Origin of the sequence: Bacillus sp. UMB0893, assembly GCF_002858905.1 — a bacterium.
Taxonomy (GTDB): Bacteria; Bacillota; Bacilli; order Bacillales; family Bacillaceae; genus Bacillus_P.
Genome location: NZ_PKLB01000005.1, coordinates 37,611 through 55,031, shown reverse-complemented (window position 1 = coordinate 55,031; position 17,421 = coordinate 37,611). Strand labels below are relative to the sequence as shown.

At 38.7% G+C, this 17,421-nt stretch carries 23 protein-coding genes; 14 read left to right on the top strand and 9 right to left on the bottom strand.

What is annotated here, in order from left to right:
- Positions 1-990, top strand: a complete 990-nt coding sequence (locus CYJ36_RS12115; RefSeq protein WP_101567542.1) for a lipoate--protein ligase — start codon at positions 1-3, stop codon at positions 988-990.
- 274 nt (positions 991-1,264) lie between these two features.
- Positions 1,265-1,456, top strand: a complete 192-nt coding sequence (locus CYJ36_RS12110) for a hypothetical protein (protein ID WP_257962465.1) — start codon at positions 1,265-1,267, stop codon at positions 1,454-1,456.
- Between the two features lie 367 nt (positions 1,457-1,823).
- On the opposite strand, the gene CYJ36_RS12105 is transcribed toward CYJ36_RS12110, so the two are convergent.
- The 4 genes from CYJ36_RS12105 to CYJ36_RS12090 all read right to left on the bottom strand — a co-directional run bounded on the left by CYJ36_RS12105 (position 1,824) and on the right by CYJ36_RS12090 (position 3,980).
- Complete coding sequence (locus CYJ36_RS12105) at positions 1,824-1,922, bottom strand: YjcZ family sporulation protein (RefSeq protein ID WP_101567541.1); 99 nt, start codon at positions 1,920-1,922, stop codon at positions 1,824-1,826.
- A gap of 63 nt (positions 1,923-1,985) precedes the next feature.
- Positions 1,986-2,093: a YjcZ family sporulation protein gene (locus CYJ36_RS12100; RefSeq protein WP_101567540.1), complete on the bottom strand. Its 108-nt coding sequence runs from the start codon at positions 2,091-2,093 to the stop codon at positions 1,986-1,988.
- An 853-nt stretch (positions 2,094-2,946) separates the two neighbouring features.
- Positions 2,947-3,252, bottom strand: a complete 306-nt coding sequence (locus CYJ36_RS12095; protein ID WP_219621093.1) for a YqfQ family protein — start codon at positions 3,250-3,252, stop codon at positions 2,947-2,949.
- A 236-nt stretch (positions 3,253-3,488) separates the two neighbouring features.
- On the bottom strand, positions 3,489-3,980 hold the full coding sequence (locus tag CYJ36_RS12090) for a hypothetical protein (protein WP_101567538.1): 492 nt from the start codon (positions 3,978-3,980) through the stop codon (positions 3,489-3,491).
- Positions 3,981-4,364: 384 nt separating this feature from the next.
- Between CYJ36_RS12090 and CYJ36_RS24075 the strand changes: the two genes are divergently transcribed.
- The 4 genes from CYJ36_RS24075 (at position 4,365) to CYJ36_RS12075 (ending at position 7,474) form a co-directional block, all read left to right on the top strand.
- Positions 4,365-4,538 carry a hypothetical protein gene (locus CYJ36_RS24075; RefSeq protein WP_219621092.1) on the top strand — a complete coding sequence of 58 codons (174 nt, stop codon included), beginning with the start codon at positions 4,365-4,367 and terminating at the stop codon, positions 4,536-4,538.
- 114 nt (positions 4,539-4,652) lie between these two features.
- Complete coding sequence (locus CYJ36_RS12085; protein WP_101567537.1) at positions 4,653-4,871, top strand: spore germination protein; 219 nt, start codon at positions 4,653-4,655, stop codon at positions 4,869-4,871.
- Between the two features lie 270 nt (positions 4,872-5,141).
- Positions 5,142-6,686: a fatty acid--CoA ligase family protein gene (locus CYJ36_RS12080; RefSeq protein ID WP_101567536.1), complete on the top strand. Its 1,545-nt coding sequence runs from the start codon at positions 5,142-5,144 to the stop codon at positions 6,684-6,686.
- A gap of 17 nt (positions 6,687-6,703) precedes the next feature.
- Positions 6,704-7,474, top strand: a complete 771-nt coding sequence (locus tag CYJ36_RS12075; protein ID WP_101567535.1) for an enoyl-CoA hydratase-related protein — start codon at positions 6,704-6,706, stop codon at positions 7,472-7,474.
- 29 nt (positions 7,475-7,503) lie between these two features.
- Here CYJ36_RS12075 and CYJ36_RS12070 read toward each other — a convergent pair whose 3' ends face one another.
- On the bottom strand, positions 7,504-8,043 hold the full coding sequence (locus tag CYJ36_RS12070; RefSeq protein ID WP_101567534.1) for a short-chain dehydrogenase: 540 nt from the start codon (positions 8,041-8,043) through the stop codon (positions 7,504-7,506).
- A gap of 162 nt (positions 8,044-8,205) precedes the next feature.
- Here CYJ36_RS12070 and CYJ36_RS12065 point away from each other — a divergent pair, with 162 nt between their 5' ends.
- From CYJ36_RS12065 to aceA, 5 genes are all read left to right on the top strand, one after another.
- The gene (locus CYJ36_RS12065; RefSeq protein WP_101567533.1) at positions 8,206-8,757 is read left to right on the top strand and encodes a helix-turn-helix domain-containing protein; all 552 of its coding nucleotides are present in this window, start codon (positions 8,206-8,208) and stop codon (positions 8,755-8,757) included.
- 19 nt (positions 8,758-8,776) lie between these two features.
- The gene (locus CYJ36_RS12060; protein WP_101567532.1) at positions 8,777-9,496 is read left to right on the top strand and encodes an AzlC family ABC transporter permease; all 720 of its coding nucleotides are present in this window, start codon (positions 8,777-8,779) and stop codon (positions 9,494-9,496) included.
- The gene (locus CYJ36_RS12055) at positions 9,486-9,791 is read left to right on the top strand and encodes an AzlD domain-containing protein (RefSeq protein WP_101567531.1); all 306 of its coding nucleotides are present in this window, start codon (positions 9,486-9,488) and stop codon (positions 9,789-9,791) included. The genes CYJ36_RS12060 and CYJ36_RS12055 overlap by 11 nt, the downstream gene beginning before the upstream one ends.
- Before the next feature lie 74 nt (positions 9,792-9,865).
- Positions 9,866-11,134 carry a M48 family metallopeptidase gene (locus CYJ36_RS12050; protein ID WP_101567530.1) on the top strand — a complete coding sequence of 423 codons (1,269 nt, stop codon included), beginning with the start codon at positions 9,866-9,868 and terminating at the stop codon, positions 11,132-11,134.
- A 570-nt stretch (positions 11,135-11,704) separates the two neighbouring features.
- A complete protein-coding gene (gene aceA / locus CYJ36_RS12040) occupies positions 11,705-12,988 on the top strand; it encodes an isocitrate lyase (protein ID WP_101567528.1) in 1,284 nt (427 codons plus the stop codon).
- A gap of 85 nt (positions 12,989-13,073) precedes the next feature.
- Here the strand turns inward: aceA and CYJ36_RS12035 are convergent, their stop codons facing one another.
- Positions 13,074-13,307: an IDEAL domain-containing protein gene (locus CYJ36_RS12035; protein WP_101567527.1), complete on the bottom strand. Its 234-nt coding sequence runs from the start codon at positions 13,305-13,307 to the stop codon at positions 13,074-13,076.
- A gap of 564 nt (positions 13,308-13,871) precedes the next feature.
- On the opposite strand from CYJ36_RS12035, the gene CYJ36_RS12030 reads away from it, so the two are divergent.
- Positions 13,872-14,444: a competence protein ComK gene (locus CYJ36_RS12030; RefSeq protein ID WP_257962464.1), complete on the top strand. Its 573-nt coding sequence runs from the start codon at positions 13,872-13,874 to the stop codon at positions 14,442-14,444.
- Here CYJ36_RS12030 and CYJ36_RS12025 read toward each other — a convergent pair.
- Entirely contained in the window at positions 14,441-14,803 is a 363-nt protein-coding gene (locus CYJ36_RS12025; RefSeq protein ID WP_101567526.1) for a hypothetical protein, read from the bottom strand. The genes CYJ36_RS12030 and CYJ36_RS12025 overlap by 4 nt on opposite strands.
- A gap of 179 nt (positions 14,804-14,982) precedes the next feature.
- Here CYJ36_RS12025 and CYJ36_RS12020 point away from each other — a divergent pair, with 179 nt between their 5' ends.
- Both CYJ36_RS12020 and lepB read left to right on the top strand, forming a co-directional pair.
- Positions 14,983-15,600 (top strand): TVP38/TMEM64 family protein, encoded by a 618-nt coding sequence (locus CYJ36_RS12020; RefSeq protein ID WP_101567525.1) that lies wholly within the window; start codon positions 14,983-14,985, stop codon positions 15,598-15,600.
- 18 nt (positions 15,601-15,618) lie between these two features.
- Positions 15,619-16,122, top strand: a complete 504-nt coding sequence (gene lepB, locus CYJ36_RS12015; protein WP_101567524.1) for a signal peptidase I — start codon at positions 15,619-15,621, stop codon at positions 16,120-16,122.
- A 2-nt stretch (positions 16,123-16,124) separates the two neighbouring features.
- Here lepB and CYJ36_RS12010 read toward each other — a convergent pair whose 3' ends face one another.
- Both CYJ36_RS12010 and CYJ36_RS24070 read right to left on the bottom strand, forming a co-directional pair.
- Positions 16,125-17,237, bottom strand: a complete 1,113-nt coding sequence (locus CYJ36_RS12010) for an MFS transporter (RefSeq protein ID WP_101567523.1) — start codon at positions 17,235-17,237, stop codon at positions 16,125-16,127.
- Positions 17,230-17,415 carry a hypothetical protein gene (locus CYJ36_RS24070; protein WP_101567522.1) on the bottom strand — a complete coding sequence of 62 codons (186 nt, stop codon included), beginning with the start codon at positions 17,413-17,415 and terminating at the stop codon, positions 17,230-17,232. Before CYJ36_RS24070 ends, CYJ36_RS12010 begins: the two co-directional genes overlap by 8 nt.
- Positions 17,416-17,421 lie beyond the last annotated feature (6 nt).

The following is a 17,421-nucleotide window of genomic DNA, read 5'->3' as shown; positions in this document are numbered from 1 at the left end:
ATGCTATTTATCGATAATAAAGGAATTACAGATCCAAGAATCAATCTTGCAATAGAAGAATATTGCCTTAAAAATTTAGACCCTGAACAAACTTACTTGCTTTTCTATATTAATGAACCTTCCATCATCATCGGAAAAAATCAAAATACAATCGAGGAAATTAATACGAAATATGTAGAAGATAAAGGACTTCACGTTGTGCGCAGGCTATCTGGCGGGGGAGCTGTTTATCATGACTTGGGCAATTTGAATTTTAGTTTTATCACGAAGGATGACGGTGACAGCTTTCACAACTTTAAAAAATTCACTGAGCCGGTTACACGTGCATTGAAACGCCTTAATATTGATGCAGAGCTGAGCGGCAGAAATGATATTTTAGCGGAAGGAAGAAAAATATCAGGCAATGCACAGTTCTCAACGAGAGGCAGAATGTTCAGCCACGGCACGCTGCTGTTTGATTCAGAAATGGAAAATATCGTTTCTGCATTAAACGTTAAAAAAGATAAGATTGAATCCAAAGGCATAAAATCGATCCGCAGCCGTGTGGCAAACATTAGCGAGTTTCTTGAAGAAAAAATGACGATTGAACAATTCAGAGAGATGCTGCTTCGCTATATTTTTGATACAGAAGGCGAGGTACCTCAGTATAATCTGACAGAAGCTGATTGGGAAAAAATCAATCAGTTATCTAAAGAGCGCTATCAAAACTGGAACTGGAATTACGGCAAATCGCCAACCTTTAACCTTCAGCATTCACACCGCTTCCCTATTGGCCAAATTGATGTCCGTTTGGAGGTTCATAAAGGAATCATTGACAACTGTAAAATCTTCGGTGACTTCTTCGGTGTTGGAGATGTTGCAGAAATTGAAAACCGTTTACAAGGGCTGCAGTATGATCGCACGACGATTGAAATAGCACTCAGAGACCTTGATATTAAGCATTATTTTGGGAATGTGGAAAAAGAACAATTTATTGATCTGCTGTACTAAGAAAGCGATTGGATTTTTTCCAATTGCTTTTTTTTGAGAATATTTCATATTTAGGAGCCAGCCAATGATAGAAAATAGAAAATCACAAAACACAGTATTATGTCTAACTGGGGTACAGACAACATTTCGGAAATTTTGTACGTTAGCACTTCCCAATAAGGGACAAGGACTCTAATTTTGGCACTTTCTTATTGGGAATGAGTTTTGGTGCTAATTTTAGTGGTATTTAAGGTATGAACCTTTGTAGAAAATAAAGAACCGAAAAGGGTCGTTTATGGGGCTATCCCTAGCAGCGGTTGGTCATACGTTAATCATGAATCCAGACTGGGTAGAAAAGGTTCAGAATGGAAAAGAAGCTAGAATTGAGACAACAATTAAGACTTCAAAAGTAAGCGAGCTTGAGCTTCCAGAAAAACTTTGGAATATAATTCAAGATTCAGGTCCGTGGTTTAAGATCGAAGAATAAATCGTAATAGAAAAGTTTACGGTTCTTTTAACGGAATAAGGCATTGTCAATAATAACTTGAACAATTATCTGAATAGCGAAACTTAAAGTTTAATTCTCCGTATAAACATTAAAGATGTTCCTTTGAAGGAGGTATAGATGTGTTGAGTGAAATTACAAAAGTAACAACATTGCTAATGGGCGTAGACTCTGTTAGACATGGGAGGGTTGACCTCCATGAGACATGTGGACCTCCACCAGTGCAACCATACTTTTACTATGTAACCACTTTTTGGAAAGGGTTGGTTAGGCAGTTATAGTACGAAGTTTTAAATAAAGGACAGATCACTGGAATCTGTCCTTTACATTCAGGATTTTTGTCGTGGAATTAGTACCCTCCGCTATACGAACATCCTACAATAACAAGTAGAACGAAAATAACCACTACAAACGCAAACACTCTTCCAGAGCCATAACCTTCAGACATGTTCTGCACCTCCTTTGTACTTGTTTAAAATACCTGTTTTAAATATATATTTGGCGTTATTATTTAAAAACAGAATGCTGCACCTACGATAATTAAAAGAATGAACAACACAATGATCAACGCAAAACCGCCGCCGTAGCCTCCGCCACAACCTCCGCCGTATCCGTACATGTTCTCACCTCTCTTTTTTGTTTAGAGCTTATTCGCTTTCTCTAATAATGTATGTATTAAGAAGAAGTTGGCTTAGACAAATGTTCAATTTAAAAGAAATTGTATGGTTGTCTATGAGAGTTATTTATCACTATGATATTAATGCCTATATTTAGAGATATTGTTGCAACAAACGACAGCATTCATCTATAAAAATACAGTCAAAAATCAACGTTCAACAAAAATTACATGATTTTTCTGTTATAATACCTCACAACAAAGCGAATAAAATAGATAAAAGCATATGTATCAAACATATGCTTTTACCTTTGTAAGTGAAAAAGAGGTTCATTATGAGTTACGGAGGAACCATAGATACTTGCGTTGGCTTACTATAAAATACGGCATAAAACTAAAAAGGATTGGACGATTATTGAGGAAATAGCGGATATTTGAAAAGATAAGCAGAGTTAATCAAGAACATATAACTATAAATTATCTAGACTTATTCTGGGTTCCAAAATAAGGTAAGGATGTTTCGGTTTTACAATATATGTTAAATTCCATTGGTATTTAAACTGGTTATAATACGTCATATAACTTCTTATTTCCTTACCTTATGGTTTCGCCTTGCCTCCTTATTCTTTGAGCTTGGGTTGTCCCTTTTAAAGCAGAAGCGCTGATGCTCCCCATTTGCAAGGAGAACGAAAAACACGTATAGGCAATCGGTCACGAGGATTTCCTAAATTGAATGGCAGCTAGCCAAGAAAAAGAGAGAAAAAAGAAAAAGGAACATTCAAAATCACAAAATGGAAAATGGAATTAGAAGCCATTTTTGAAGTCGTACGAAACATCTCCCATTCATGTATTTCGATTATATATATAGCAAAGGAACATTGGTATTCGCTTTTTTGTTTTTAGAGGTTTCAGTACTGTTAATTGTATTTTCGTGTATTCCCTTTTCATCATTTGCCTGCATTCCTTTATATAATGCCAAAAGTGCAGGCAAATTACGGACAAGAGGTGCATATTGCTGAATTGTTGGAGCAAATTGTTTAGCTTTTTCTAATGCGTTTTGAGAATTGGTAAGGAAAAAAGAAATGGCATCTGGGTCCTTAAAGGATGAAAAAATAGAACCATTATCATTCAATTTTCCCATTTTAGTATCGTTATTTTTCATTAAGTTAGGAAAAATACCGCTATTTGATCTTTGTTCTATATGCTTTCTACTTCCGAAAAGGTTTAACCCTTTACCCTGTATTACACCTGTATGGTTTAATCTACGCACGTTATTTAAACACCTCCTGTTTCCAAAGAAATTCTTCATGAATTTCTTGGCCTCACTTAACCTTACTGCCTAGATATATTTAGGATTGTTTTATCATACTTGAAGATTTAAGTTTATAATTCTTTTCACTATTTTGCTTTTTTGCTACCTTCCTTGGCCTTAAACTTATTAACTACTTGTTTAACTAATGGTGAAATGTCATTTATTATCGGTTTATATATATTAATTGTTTCAATCAAAGTATCAATGGTTGCCATGAGCTCAATAACATTCTTATTGCTCATAATATCTCCAACAGGATTGGGGGAGATCTCATTACGCTCAGCATCGTTACTAAATAAATCATGATTCAATTTGGTATCTAAAGATTCATGATTCGTAATTAACTTCTGTGAATCATTCACTTCTTCCGTTTTGGTCTTACTGCTCTTAGAATTCCCAAACATGAATTGTGAGAACTTGTCAATATCCCCATCATCATTCTGTTTCAGAATACGATCACTATTTCTTCTTCTGTTGAAAAACCAATCATTATTCCGATTTGAATTGCCACTCGGTAAGGAACCTTCTGTTGTTGTGCTACCTTGGGAAGTTTCATTAAAGTCAATATTATCTTCCACTATTATCCTCCCTTTCTTTTTAGTGTATCCTATGATTTTTCATGTTGCCAAGTTTGGACATTTCAAAGTTTTGATTAGTTTTGTTTAGATTTCAATAATTGGTGATATCCTCAGTACAACATAGGCACTTGTGCCAGCCTTAAGAAATAGGCCATTTGTGGAAGTTAAGCATTTCATTTGGTCATATTAAGAAAACTATACACTCTGATTGTATTAAAAAAGGCAGAAAGTAATGGTACCCCTTTGTTGCATAAGAAGTAGCAAAGTAAAAGGCAAATAGCTCTAATCAAATTGAAGTAACGTATGACCAGCAAACCGATCTCGAATGTCATCAAATATAAGAGATTTACAGGATTAGAAATAATTTAGATCGACCGTCTGACATTGCGACTGTTGCAAGCAAGAGATGAAATGATGCTCCTTCCGACAAATAGTCTTACACCTGATATGGTAAGAATCACATCTGTTGGAAATACAAGAACATGGTTTGTAATGATTTTTAACGTGAACACTACTCCAGGTATTCAATATACGGTGCTGCCATGCTTTGTTACCTAGAAGGTAGAATGGGATAATTTCTATTATATAAGAGTTGTATTGGGTGTTTTTAATAGACAAAAACTTTAGACCTGAATAAGATAGCTATATAATTAGCGGAAGAGGAATGAGACTATGCCTTCAATTTTAGGTACTATTAATATCAATCATGTATCTGGCGGGGTTATGAATTTTGGAGATTCTTTTAATATCTCCCCTAAAAATGTGTCTAAAACGATTTCTGGTTCCGGCGGAGGTAATTCAGGAAATCTTATTTTAGTTAGTAATGGTATTAGCAAAACCAATAGTGTAGATCCTGATGTGAATGATCAGAACGCAGCAGTAAGTATTTAATATTTTAAACATCACGAATTTCTAATAATCCGAAATGATAAACGCTATTAAAAACGATATCAGAACTAATATCATATAAAGATCCTTCGAGAAGTTTTGGACTAAATTGAAACAATAGACCGGATCCTTATATTCGGTTTTTTAATTTTTCGAAAAACTAAATAGAGCCGTTTGTTGAGAAATTTTCATCCATAAAATATAATAGACTTATAGTTTTAAATTTTTTGAAAATGAATGGCTATTCATTCATTTTCTACAAGGGGTGGGAGAATGAATTTATCTTCACAGCTGTCTTTATCCGCAAAAACGTATAGAGACAAGCCGGCATTTATCTTTGAGGGGAAAGAAACATCCTATGGGGAACTGGATGTTTTAATCAACAAGTTTGCAGATGGTCTTCAGCAGCTTGGAGTGAAAAAAGGAGATCACCTTGCATTAGTGCTTGGAAATTCACCTTATTTTGTTATAGCACTATATGGAGCGATGCGGGCTGGCGCTACTGTCATTCCTGTCAATCCAATATACACACCGGATGAAATCGGGTATATTTTGAACAATGGTGATGTAAAAACAATCGTGACATTTGATTTGCTGCTGCCGTTAATTGAAAAAATGAATCCTGCTTTGCCTGGAGTGGAGCATATTATTTCATGCGAGACGCCTGAATCTAAATTGGATGCTTCAGCACTTTCAATCAGCACAAAATTGAAATCGTTTACAAATTTAATTTCATCTTCTGTTTCCGAGCCAGTGCCGGTTGAATTGGACGAGGAAGATGTTGCCGTTATTTTATATACTTCCGGTACTACCGGAAAACCTAAGGGCGCAATGCTCACTCACAAAAACCTTTTCAGCAATGCGAGTGATGTAGGTTCTTATTTGAAAATGAATAATACGGATAAAGTGGTTGCTACTTTACCGATGTTCCATGTTTTCTGTTTAACAGTTTCATTAAATGCTCCATTAATCAGCGGGGCAACGCTTTTAATCGTGCCGCGCTTTAGTCCTGCGGAAATTTTTAAGCTGGTCAAAACTTATGAAGCTACTTTATTTGCCGGAGTGCCGACGATGTACAATTTCCTCCTTCAGCATGAGGGGGGGAATGTAGAGGACCTGGAATCTCTCAGACTTTGCATTTCAGGCGGAGCTTCAATGCCAGTTGCTTTATTAAAAGGGTTTGAGCAGAAGTTCCAGGTTGTTGTTTCAGAGGGATACGGGTTATCTGAAGCTTCTCCTGTTACAAGCTTCAATCCGCTTGATCGTCCGCGTAAAGCTGGATCAATCGGCACTAACATTCTTAACGTTGAAAATAAAGTTGTTAATGAACTTGGAGAAGAGGTTCCGTGCGGACAAGTTGGCGAGCTGATTGTAAAAGGGCCAAATGTGATGAAAGGGTATTATAAAATGCCAGAGGAAACGGCCCACACGATTCGGGACGGCTGGCTTTATACAGGAGATTTAGCGACGATGGATGAGGAAGGCTACTTTACGATTGTTGACCGCAAAAAAGACATGGTCATTGTCGGCGGCTACAATGTTTATCCGCGCGAAGTCGAGGAAGTGCTTTACAATCATCCTGGTGTTGTTGAAGTTGCAGTTGTAGGGGTTCCGGATCCAAACCAGGGAGAAGCTGTGAAATGTTTTGTTGTTTTGAAAGATCAATCACTGACAGAAGAAGGATTAAAAGAATACTGCCGCGAACATTTAGCTAAGTACAAGGTTCCAAGTACGATTGAGTTTTTGGAAGAGCTCCCTAAAAATACAACAGGGAAAATTTTGCGCAGAGCCTTAAAAGATCAAGTCCTTCAAAAATAGTCAGGAGGAATTTTGTTTTGAACAGCATTTTATACACAGTGGAAAAGAATCTGGCGGTTGTCACGATAAATCGCCCGGAAGTGTTTAACTGCTTTAACTATGAAACACTGCTTGAACTTGAAGCAGCAGTTGAAGACATTCGTACGAACAGGGAAGTGCGAGCGGTTATTTTTACAGGTGCAGGAGAAAAAGCATTTTGCGCAGGGGCCGACTTAAAAGAGAGAAAGACACTTACAGATGAACAAGTAAAGCGTAATCTTTATAAAATCGGAGAGGTGTTCACAAAGATAGACACCCTCCCGCAGCCGACGATTGCAGCGATAAATGGATATGCATTCGGAGGAGGCATGGAGCTTGCTTTGTCTTGTGATTTTCGGCTGATTGCTGAAGGAACGTCAGTGGGATTGACGGAAACCGGACTTGGGATTATTCCAGGTGCTGGCGGAACACAGCGTCTTCCCCGTATCATAGGCGAGGCAAAAGCAATGGAGCTTATTTTAACTGCGCGTAAAGTCACATCTCAGCAAGCACTTGAGTATGGACTTGTTTCGAACGTAGTCCATGATGTGATGGAAGCTGCAGCAGGACTGGCAGAAGAAATGCTGCAAAATGGTCCAATCGCCCTTCAGCAGGCGAAATTTGCCATAAAACAAGGTATGAACGCAGACCTTCAAACCGGCCTGCATATTGAGCGGAAGGCATATGAAGTCACGATTCCGACTGAGGATCGCGTAGAAGCTTTAACAGCCTTCGGCGAAAAACGAAAACCTGTTTTTAAAGGGAAATGATGAAAAGCGGCCTAAACGGGCCGCTTTTTCTATGGTCTTTTATCCCATGGCTCTACAATGCCAACCACTGCTTTTTCGGAATCTTGCTTGATGCTTTCAATGACTCCTTCACAAATTTCTTTATGTGTAAGCCACCTTGCTTGGCCTCCTTCTATCAAATACCCCAAAATGATAGACCGGTATAAGCAGTTTGCTCCTATTGGAAAATATAATTCTCTAGAATTGCTGCTTCCTTGAATATGGAACAGCCGCCAGTGAGGAGCTGCCTTTGACACTTCTTCATCAATAATTGTTAATGCATCAGATGCATAGGAATGAATCCAGCTGACAACAAGAGTAATGGGGCCGTATTGTTCAATTGCTTTCATCATTTGATTTCTTAACTCATTGCCATCTTTATAATCGAATATCAGACTGTTAACATTTTTCATCCTAGCATTAAGTTTATGATGCCGATTTTCCTGTCTTCCTATAACAGATACCATGTCGGCATGCTGTCCAAGCCAGACAGATACATCCGCAAGCATGCCTGTGCCCCCAACAACTAATCCATGAGAATTCATGTTCATTTAAAGCACCCCTTTCATAATTGTACTCTTCTTTAAAAACGAAAAAATCATGATATTGAATGAGTATCTCTTGGGCTTTAGTCTTAGAAATATTAAAATTTTCATATTGTTCAAAATATAATACAAATGTATACTATATAAAACAAATAAAAGGGAGGACCTATGAAATCATTACAGGAACAAATCGGGATGAATTTAAAGAACGTTCGTAAAATGCGGCAATACAGCCTTGATCAGCTGTCAGCTGTTACCGGAGTCAGCAAGGGAATGCTTGCGCAAATTGAAAAAGGCCAATCAAGTCCAACAGTCAATACGCTATGGAAAATTGCAAATGGACTAGGGGTATCTTTTTCTTCCCTAGTAGAAGAAGAGCAAACGAGTGTTTCGATTGTACGCAGGACAGATAAGACGGCTGTATCAGATCTTAACGAATTATATAATGTCTTTTCTTACTTTCCTTATGATCAGCAAAAAAGATTTGAAATTTTTTTGCTTGAGCTGCTGCCTGGATGCAGGCATGTTTCCGAACAGCATCTCAGCGGGGTAGAAGAGTATTTATTTGTGAATGAAGGAGAGATGGCTGTATCTATCGGTGCAGAGCATTATGAATTAAAGAAAGGAGATTCCATCAAATTTGTTGCCAATCGCGAGCATGTGTATGAAAACAAAGCTGATCAGGCAGCAACTTGTTTTTTGCTGATTTATTATCCGTAATGAGAAAGGGGCCAAGAGGATGGCAACGACAGCATTTTTGAATAAGCAGTCACATTTTTCAGGAGGAATGGCAGCTGGCCTTAGCATTGCTATTGGGTATATGCCTGTTGCTCTTACATTTGGTCTGCTTGCAAATGATACCGGTCTTACTCTTTCAGAAACGGTATTAATGAGTATTTTCGTTTTTGCAGGTGCAGCCCAATACATATCGCTCAGTCTCATCGCAGCAGGCACGGGAGCTTTTGAAATTGTGTTTACCACCTTTATTGTAAATATAAGGCATTTTCTAATGTCAGCTTCTTTGAATGAAAAGGTTGAAGAAGACAGCCTGTGGAAAAAAGCACTGTATTCATTTGGGATTACAGACGAAACATTTTCGGTTGCTTCTGTAAAAGAAGGGCATGTTTCTGCTGGATATATGTTTGGCCTTATTTTTATTTCCTATTCAAGCTGGGTTGTGTTTTCAGGAGTAGGGCATCTTATAGGAGCCAATTTGCCTGAAACGCTGCAGGAAAGCATGTCTGTTGCTTTATATGCGATGTTTATCGGTCTTTTAGTTCCTTCCATGAAAAAACAGCGAAAAGTTGTATTCTTAGCAGGTGCTGCTGCTATTTTTAATTCCTTATTTTACTTAACGGGACTGCTTTCGACAGGCTGGTCAATCGTTTTGGCAACCTTGTTGTCAGCTGTTTTAATTGAGCTTGTGTATGCAAAGGAGGAAAAGCGGAATGTTCAGTAATACGATGATGATGATCATCGGCATGGCTGCCGTCACTTATTTGCCGAGAATGATTCCGCTTGTTGCTCTAAGCGGAATTGAATTGCCTGTTTTTGTTCAAAATGTATTAAGAAATGTTCCATATGCGACACTTGGGGCTTTGATCGTTCCTGGCGTTTTTTTCATTCAAGAGGATATTTGGTTCGGAATCATCGGTGCAATCGCCGCATTTGCCGTCGCTTATTTAGGGTTGAATGTCATTGTTGTTGTGATGGGTTCCATCCTTACGCTGCTCGGTTACGGTCTCTTATTTTAACTTGAATTTCATGTTCTATCTCTCTTTGTTTAGAACTAAACTAATACAAAGAGCTTGTTCGAGGGGGCATCATCATGCGCAAATGGCTTACTGTATCAGTCCTGATTTACTTTTTATATGGCCTGTTCGTTTATTGGTACATCTATATGGGTGCCGATTCTACTCTGCCTGCCCAGTTTAAGGGAGGCTCAGCAGATCCCAATACGTTTATGAACAGCCGGGAGCTTAGGCTTACGGGAGAATATTCGCAGCTTCGGGATTTTTTCTTTTTTATTACCGCTCCGTTTGAATGGTTTTTATTTTTCATCATTCTTGTGATTGGCTTTTCAAAAAAAATTCAGCATTGGTCTGAAGGCATTTCCCGTTATTTTATCATTCAGACAGCTGTTTATGTGTTCTGGCTTTCTTTTATTGTCACCCTGTTTTCTTTTCCGATTGAATGGCTGCGTTATAGAATTTCGCTTTCTTATCATATTACAACGCAAACCTTTGGGAGCTGGATGAAAGACCAATTGATCGATTTCTGGGTCAATTATGCATTCATGATCTTAATTGTAGCTGTTATCTATTGGCTCATCCGCAAGTTTTCAAAAAAGTGGTGGCTTTATGCCTGGGTGCTGTCCATTCCGTTCAGCCTGTTCTTAATGTTTATTCAGCCTGTTTTAATAGATCCTCTGTATAATGATTTCACACCGCTTAAAAACAAGGAGCTCGAGACGAAAATTCTCGCGATAGCCGAGAAAGCAAACATTCCTGCCGAGCATGTATTTGAAGTGAATATGTCTGAAAAAACAAATGCTTTAAATGCATATGTAACAGGTATTGGTGAAAACTCCAGAATCGTTCTCTGGGATACAACCTTAAACAAGCTTAGCGAAGAAGAAATCCTGTTTATTATGGCACATGAAATGGGACATTACGTTATGAAGCATATCTATGTCGGAATTGCAGGCTATCTCGTCCTGACACTGCTCGGTTTATATTTAATCAATCGATTAATGAATTTTTCAATCAGACGTTTTGGCCACATTTTGAATATCAGCGAAAAACAGCAGCTTGCATCATTGCCATTGTTCCTGATGCTCCTTGGAATGCTGACCTTTGCTTCAGATCCCTTTTCAAATATCATATCGCGCCATCAGGAAAAAGATGCTGATATCTATGCGATCGAAATGACAGAAAACCAGGAAGCTGCTGTCCATACGTTTCAAGAACTGGCGAAAGCAGGCTTAAGCCAGGTGAATCCGCCAGGCCTGGTGAAAATTTTCAGATACAGCCATCCGACCATGCTCGAGAGAATCACATATCTTGAGGAATGGGGCAGCGGGGAGCCTGAAAACTAAGCGCAATTAAACGGCTAAAGGCAGCTGGAAAAGAGACATTTTTCCGTTTCTAGTATGAATGCAATTGTTTGTTTTATTAACTTAAACAGGGTTTTTGCCATTCAGATAGGCAGAAGCTCATTTCCGATTAAAAAGCACAGGTTCCAGATAATAAGATGGCATAGAGAGAGGCCAATTTTCGATAGAAAACTAAGAAACAGCGCTGCTTCCTTATGGAGCAGCGCTGTTTTATATGTTTCAGCACAGAGGTTTCCTGCAAAAAGTGATTTACTTTCCAAAATGAATCTGTTGCTTTCCAGATTGCCTCGCTTACTTGCAAAAACCATACAATTACTTCTGTTTTACTCAAAATACTTTCTTTTTTCAAAATAAATCCAAGTCCAAAGTAAACTTTTTTAAATTAGACCAACCAAAAACCCTCATCTATCAGGCATCTAACCTCCTAATCTAAAAATATTCAAAAAATTTAAAAGAAAAAGATTCCATTTTCAATTAATCTGTTATATATTAATACTATAAAATTCAATCTGTATTATAACAAATAATACAAACCACTGGAGGGATAAGGAAATGAGTAACGAAAGAGTGCAAAAATTAGAAGAAAGCTGGGCAATGGATCCAAGATGGAATGGAGTTGAACGTCCGTATTCAGCTGAGGAAGTTATTCGTTTACGCGGATCAATTGATATTGAACATACTCTTGCACGCAGAGGATCGGAGAAATTCTGGAACCTGCTGCAGACAGAAGATTTTATACATGCACTGGGTGCACTTACAGGAAACCAAGCTGTTCAGCAAGTAAAGGCAGGATTGAAAGCGATTTATTTAAGCGGATGGCAAGTAGCAGCAGATGCGAATCTTTCCGGACATATGTACCCGGATCAAAGTCTGTATCCGGCAAACAGCGTTCCTGCAGTAGTGAAACGCATCAACCAGGCGCTTCAGCGTGCCGATCAAATTCAGCATCTTGAAGGAGAAGGAAACATCGACTGGTTCGCCCCGATTATCGCAGATGCAGAAGCTGGCTTCGGCGGACAGCTGAATGTATTTGAACTTATGAAAGGCATGATCGAAGCTGGAGCAGCAGCAGTCCATTTCGAAGATCAATTATCTTCTGAAAAAAAATGCGGACACCTTGGAGGAAAGGTATTGCTTCCAACCCAAACAGCTGTTAAAAACTTAATCTCTGCTCGTCTTGCAGCTGACGTAATGGGAGTGCCAACATTAATCATTGCTAGAACAGATGCAGATGCAGCTGATTTAATTACAAGTGATGTAGATCCGTCAGATCAGGCATTTATCACAGGTGAGCGTACACCGGAAGGATTCTTCCGCACTGCAGCAGGCATTGATCAGGCAATCGCACGAGGTTTAGCCTATGCTCCTTATGCAGACTTAGTATGGTGTGAAACATCCGAACCAAACTTAGAGCAAGCAAAGAAATTCGCTGAAGCTATTCATGCTAAATTCCCTGGCAAGCTGCTTGCTTACAACTGTTCGCCATCTTTCAACTGGAAGAAAAAATTAGATGAAAGCACGATTGCCCAGTTCCAAAGAGAAATTGCAAAAATGGGCTACAAATTCCAATTCGTTACACTTGCAGGCTTCCATGCACTAAACTACGGCATGTTCGAGCTAGCCAGAAAATATCGTGACCATGGCATGGCTGCATACTCAGAGCTTCAGCAGGCTGAATTCGCAAGCGAACAATATGGCTACACAGCAACAAGACATCAGCGTGAAGTCGGCACTGGCTACTTTGATGAAGTTTCACAAATTATCACAGGCGGAACTTCTTCTACAACCGCTTTAAAAGGATCAACAGAAGCAGAACAATTTACTGCTAATCATTAATTGTAAAAAGCCACCGCATAAAACGGTGGCTTTTTAATAGGCACTTAAAACATAAAAGCAAGCCCTTTTTAAGGAGGGCTTGCTTTTAAATGATTAAACGCAATTCAGCATATTCTTTGGCTAACTTTAAAAATAACGGTTTGTCGTTTCGGTCCAAGGACTCATCGATCTTTTCCTGAAGGAGGGACAGTTTCCGGGTTAACACAGCTTCATCCAACACCATTTGAATGTAAATATCAAGTACGGTTTCCTGCTTCTTTTCCATCTTGAATGTGTTGCGGGACTTCATGATCTCGGTATACGTTTTCCTGTTTTTCACGAAAGATCACCCCTGATGCCTTTTTTTAATTATATGGATAAAAGGCCTTTAAATCAACTAAATTATTTAAATTTTTAGAAAATTAATTTCTGCAAATTCTGCACCCTTTTAATCACGCCTGCAAGAGGTAATATGTTGATCTATTAAGGCAACAAATGCCCGAATATTCTCGGACTTATGGTAAGAATGCGGCGTGATAGGATAAAACCGGTTATTTGATGTTCATTCCAAGTTTCCGTTTTGCCACTATATAATTTATCAATGAATTAATGAGTTTTATCAGTGTAAAAAGCAAATTTATCAGTATTAACAAAAAAATGAAACAGAGTTGATGGCTGCGCCTATCTTTACTATCGCTCCACTTTCAATAGTTATATCTGGCTGCGTTGATTGATTCCAGCGGCTGATTGCCAATAGACTAACGGACAGTAAAACCCCGCTTATTGAAGTTTCACTTTATTATTTTCAAGTTGTTAAAATATTGTAAAATTGTAGAAAAATAAGGATAAATATGCTAGATTTAATATGGTTCTATATTCCTATTAAACTAAAGAGGTGAATTGTTTGGGAACTGATTATGGAGATTTTTTAGATCATTATGTGGCTAATCGCTTTACGATGGCGATCTTGCCTCTAGTAAAGAATGGGAAGCTGTTTTCCAGGGTCATTGAAGCTGAGAAAGAAGTGATTGTGAAGCTAAGCCCTCAGGAAGTTGTGAACCGCAGCTGTTCTTATTTTGGATCAAGCTATGAAGGCAGAAAAGCAGGGACGCGGGATTTGATGGGGATTACGCATAAGCCGCCAATTGTTGTTGATCCGGGTAATTATATGTTTTTCTTTCCTACGGCATCTTCCACGCGGCAGCAGTGTGCATGGATTTCACATGCTTATATTCAGCAATATTCAGCTGCTGATTTTGATAATACGGAGGTAATGTTCACAAGCGGTAAATGTGAAACGATTCCCGTTTCTGCAACCTCTTTTGAAAACCAGCTGTATCGGACTGCTCAGCTTCGGACAATTATTTCTGCGAGGATTGAAGAAGAGCATCGAAAAATGAATTTGCTGCTGTTTCCAAAGGAAAAGCAGACAAACCTCATCTACGAGCAAATTATCCGGGAACTGGGCAAACCTTAATTTTTCATCACCTTAAATAAATATTCTTCCATCAGCTCGCAAACTTTATTGCGTATCCTCGGATTGAAATAATTATGCTGTTCCTCATAGCCTTTAAAGATAAAAGAATACATGGTGAATGCCTCATCTCTTTGTACCTGACTGACTTTGATGCTGTTTTTTTTCAGTTCGCGGCGAACAACAGTCAGATCCTTCTGGGCAAGCTTTAATGATTCTTCCACAATGTGAAGGTAAGGCTGCTTCAGCTTGAATGGACTTTGTTCAATGATTGATAAATCACGGTTGAAAATAGAAATGGTCATCGGCAGGTAAATGGACATTTCAATTGCATCTCGAAGATCTGATGGAATTCTCGTCATCAAAAAAACCTCGCTTTAACATAATGAAAAGAACGTATGTTCGATTTTTATTTTACTTTATCAGTATATGAATTGCAAGCCTGCTTTATGTATGCTCCTGCAAAATGTCCCGATGTTTAAAGTTATAGCACAAACGTGTAAAATAATAGCATAGATAAAGATATTAAGGAGCTTACCGTATGGAACTCGAGGCATTTCTGGATTATTTTACAATTGAAAGAATGATGGAATTTTTTAAAGATTACCGCTCGTTTGGTCCGCTGCTCGGCATAGGACTGCCACTGCTTGAAGCGTTTCTGCCATTTTTGCCATTAGTTGTTTTTGTTGTAGCAAACGCCAATTCATATGGTTTATGGTTCGGATTTATCTATTCATGGATTGGAAGCAGTCTTGGCGCAATTATTCTTTTCCTGCTCATTCGAAAGTACGGGCAAGAGAGGTTCTTCAGGGTTTTCAGCCGAAATGCTACTGTGCAAAGAATGATGGGCTGGATTGAGAGGCACGGATTTGGACCGCTGTTCTTATTGCTCTGTTTTCCATTTACGCCATCTGCTGCTGTAAATGTAGTTGCAGGTTTATCAAAAGTCAGCATTTGGCAGTTCTGTTTGGCTGTACTGTCCGGAAAGCTTGTGATGATTTTTTTAATCAGTTTTATCGGCTATGATTTGCGCGCGATGATAACCCAGCCTGAGAGAACTGTCATTGCAGTGGTCGTCATCTTTTTACTATGGTTGATAGGCAAGCAATTGGAGAAGCGATTAAATGTTAAAATGCTTGAAAAGAAAAGGGATCATTAGACAGATGGAGGAGTCAGGATGAGAAAAAGATACTGGTTTTTTACAACTGTGTTCACGTTCTTGCTCATTATTTCCATTAAAAATCTGATATTTGTTGATTACAGGGTAGAAGGCGGTTCGATGCAGCCTACGCTTGAAGAAGGACATGAGCTTTCAATTAATAAGGTCAATCATTTTCTTTTTGACATAAAGCGTTTTGATATTGTTGTATTTAATGGGCCAGGGGGTAAGGACGCTTATATTAAAAGAGTCATCGGTTTGCCCGGAGACGAGCTCTACTATAAAAATGATCAGCTTTTTATTAACGGTAAGGCTATTGATGAGCCGTATTTAAAAACCTTGAAAAAGGCTGTTCCTTTTGGAAGATTAACAGGTGATTTCACATTGAAGGAAACGACTGGGAAGGAGACAATTCCGAAAGATTTCCTCTTTGTCATTGGCGACAATCGCCGGATAAGCCATGACAGCCGCCATTTTGGTCTAATCCACAAAGATGATGTAATTGGAAAAGTGAAAGAGTGAAGCTATTTCCTGACGGTAAATAGTACGGCCATGCTGTAAAAGGCTGAGAACAGCAGCAGGATTTCATGAAATGATAAAATGTTGGCGATTATAGGCCCTGCGCTTGCCCCAGCTAAAAGCAAGAATGAATAGAGAGAAATGGCAGTTGCTCTTTCACGGCCAGCGTATTCTCCGATTAATGAAATGACCGCTGGGATGCAAATGGAAAGCGATGCAGTGAAAAGCAAAGAAAGACCTGTTGCAAAGTACAGATTATGGCTCAAAAATGAGACAAGAAAAGAAGTGATAATTCCGAGCATGGCGTACCTGACGGTGGTTTTTTTGCCATATTTCAAAATCCACTTCACGCTGATGAATGAAAATAGTGTCCCTGCTAATCCGCAAGCTTTGCTCCAGAACAGTGCCTCGTCAGAAGCAGCTCCTCCGAACTCTCTGTGAAAACCATCATAGTAAGCAGTAAATGACATAAGCATAATGAATGTTAGCAAGTAACAAATGAGCAAGTTTTTATTTTGAACAATTGACTGGACAGAATAGAAGAGTGGATTCCTCTTTTTCTTCCTTTGTTTTTCCTCAATCAAAAATCCCATTCCAACCGTAAGAATCCCGTACATGCATGCAAAAAAATAAAACACAGCTTTCCAGTCGAAAGCTGAGATGATCACAGAACTGATCAGCTGGCCGAGAATACCTGACATAAGAAAGCCTGTATTGATGAGAGAAATAAGCCACGTTCTGGTTTTTTCATTGAAGGTTTCAAAGCAATAGGCATACGCGACAGGTGCAAAGCATCCTAAAAAGAATCCTTGAAGAGAGCGAAGCGGAAGAAATGTTATGGGCGAAGCAAATGAGAGCAAAACTGTGACAAGAATGGAGCAGCAGAATCCTCCTATAAGAATCTTCTTCCTGCCTGCTCTTTCGGTTAATGGTCCAAAGCATAATAGTCCAGCGGCATAGAAGAACGTAAAAAAACTGCTGCCAAGGACAGCTTCATCAAATGAAATCCCGATGCCGGCTGCTGTCTCGTGATAGATTGGGATAAGAATATAGATGTTGCTTGCGACCATGACAGCCGATAAGAAAAAAAAGAATGAAAGCAGATGGATTTTAGTCATATTCCTGCCCCCTTTCTTTAAAGTATGCAGCTGCCCAGTGTGCTGTTCGTTCGCTGATTCTGCAAAACTTGGAAGGGGTGCGGGAATGGTATTCCCATGTGTTTTCAAGTAAAATAAACATAGAGAATAAAAGAGAGATAGCAGAAAAATCAATTAATAAAAAGGCATATTGTTTCATATGTCT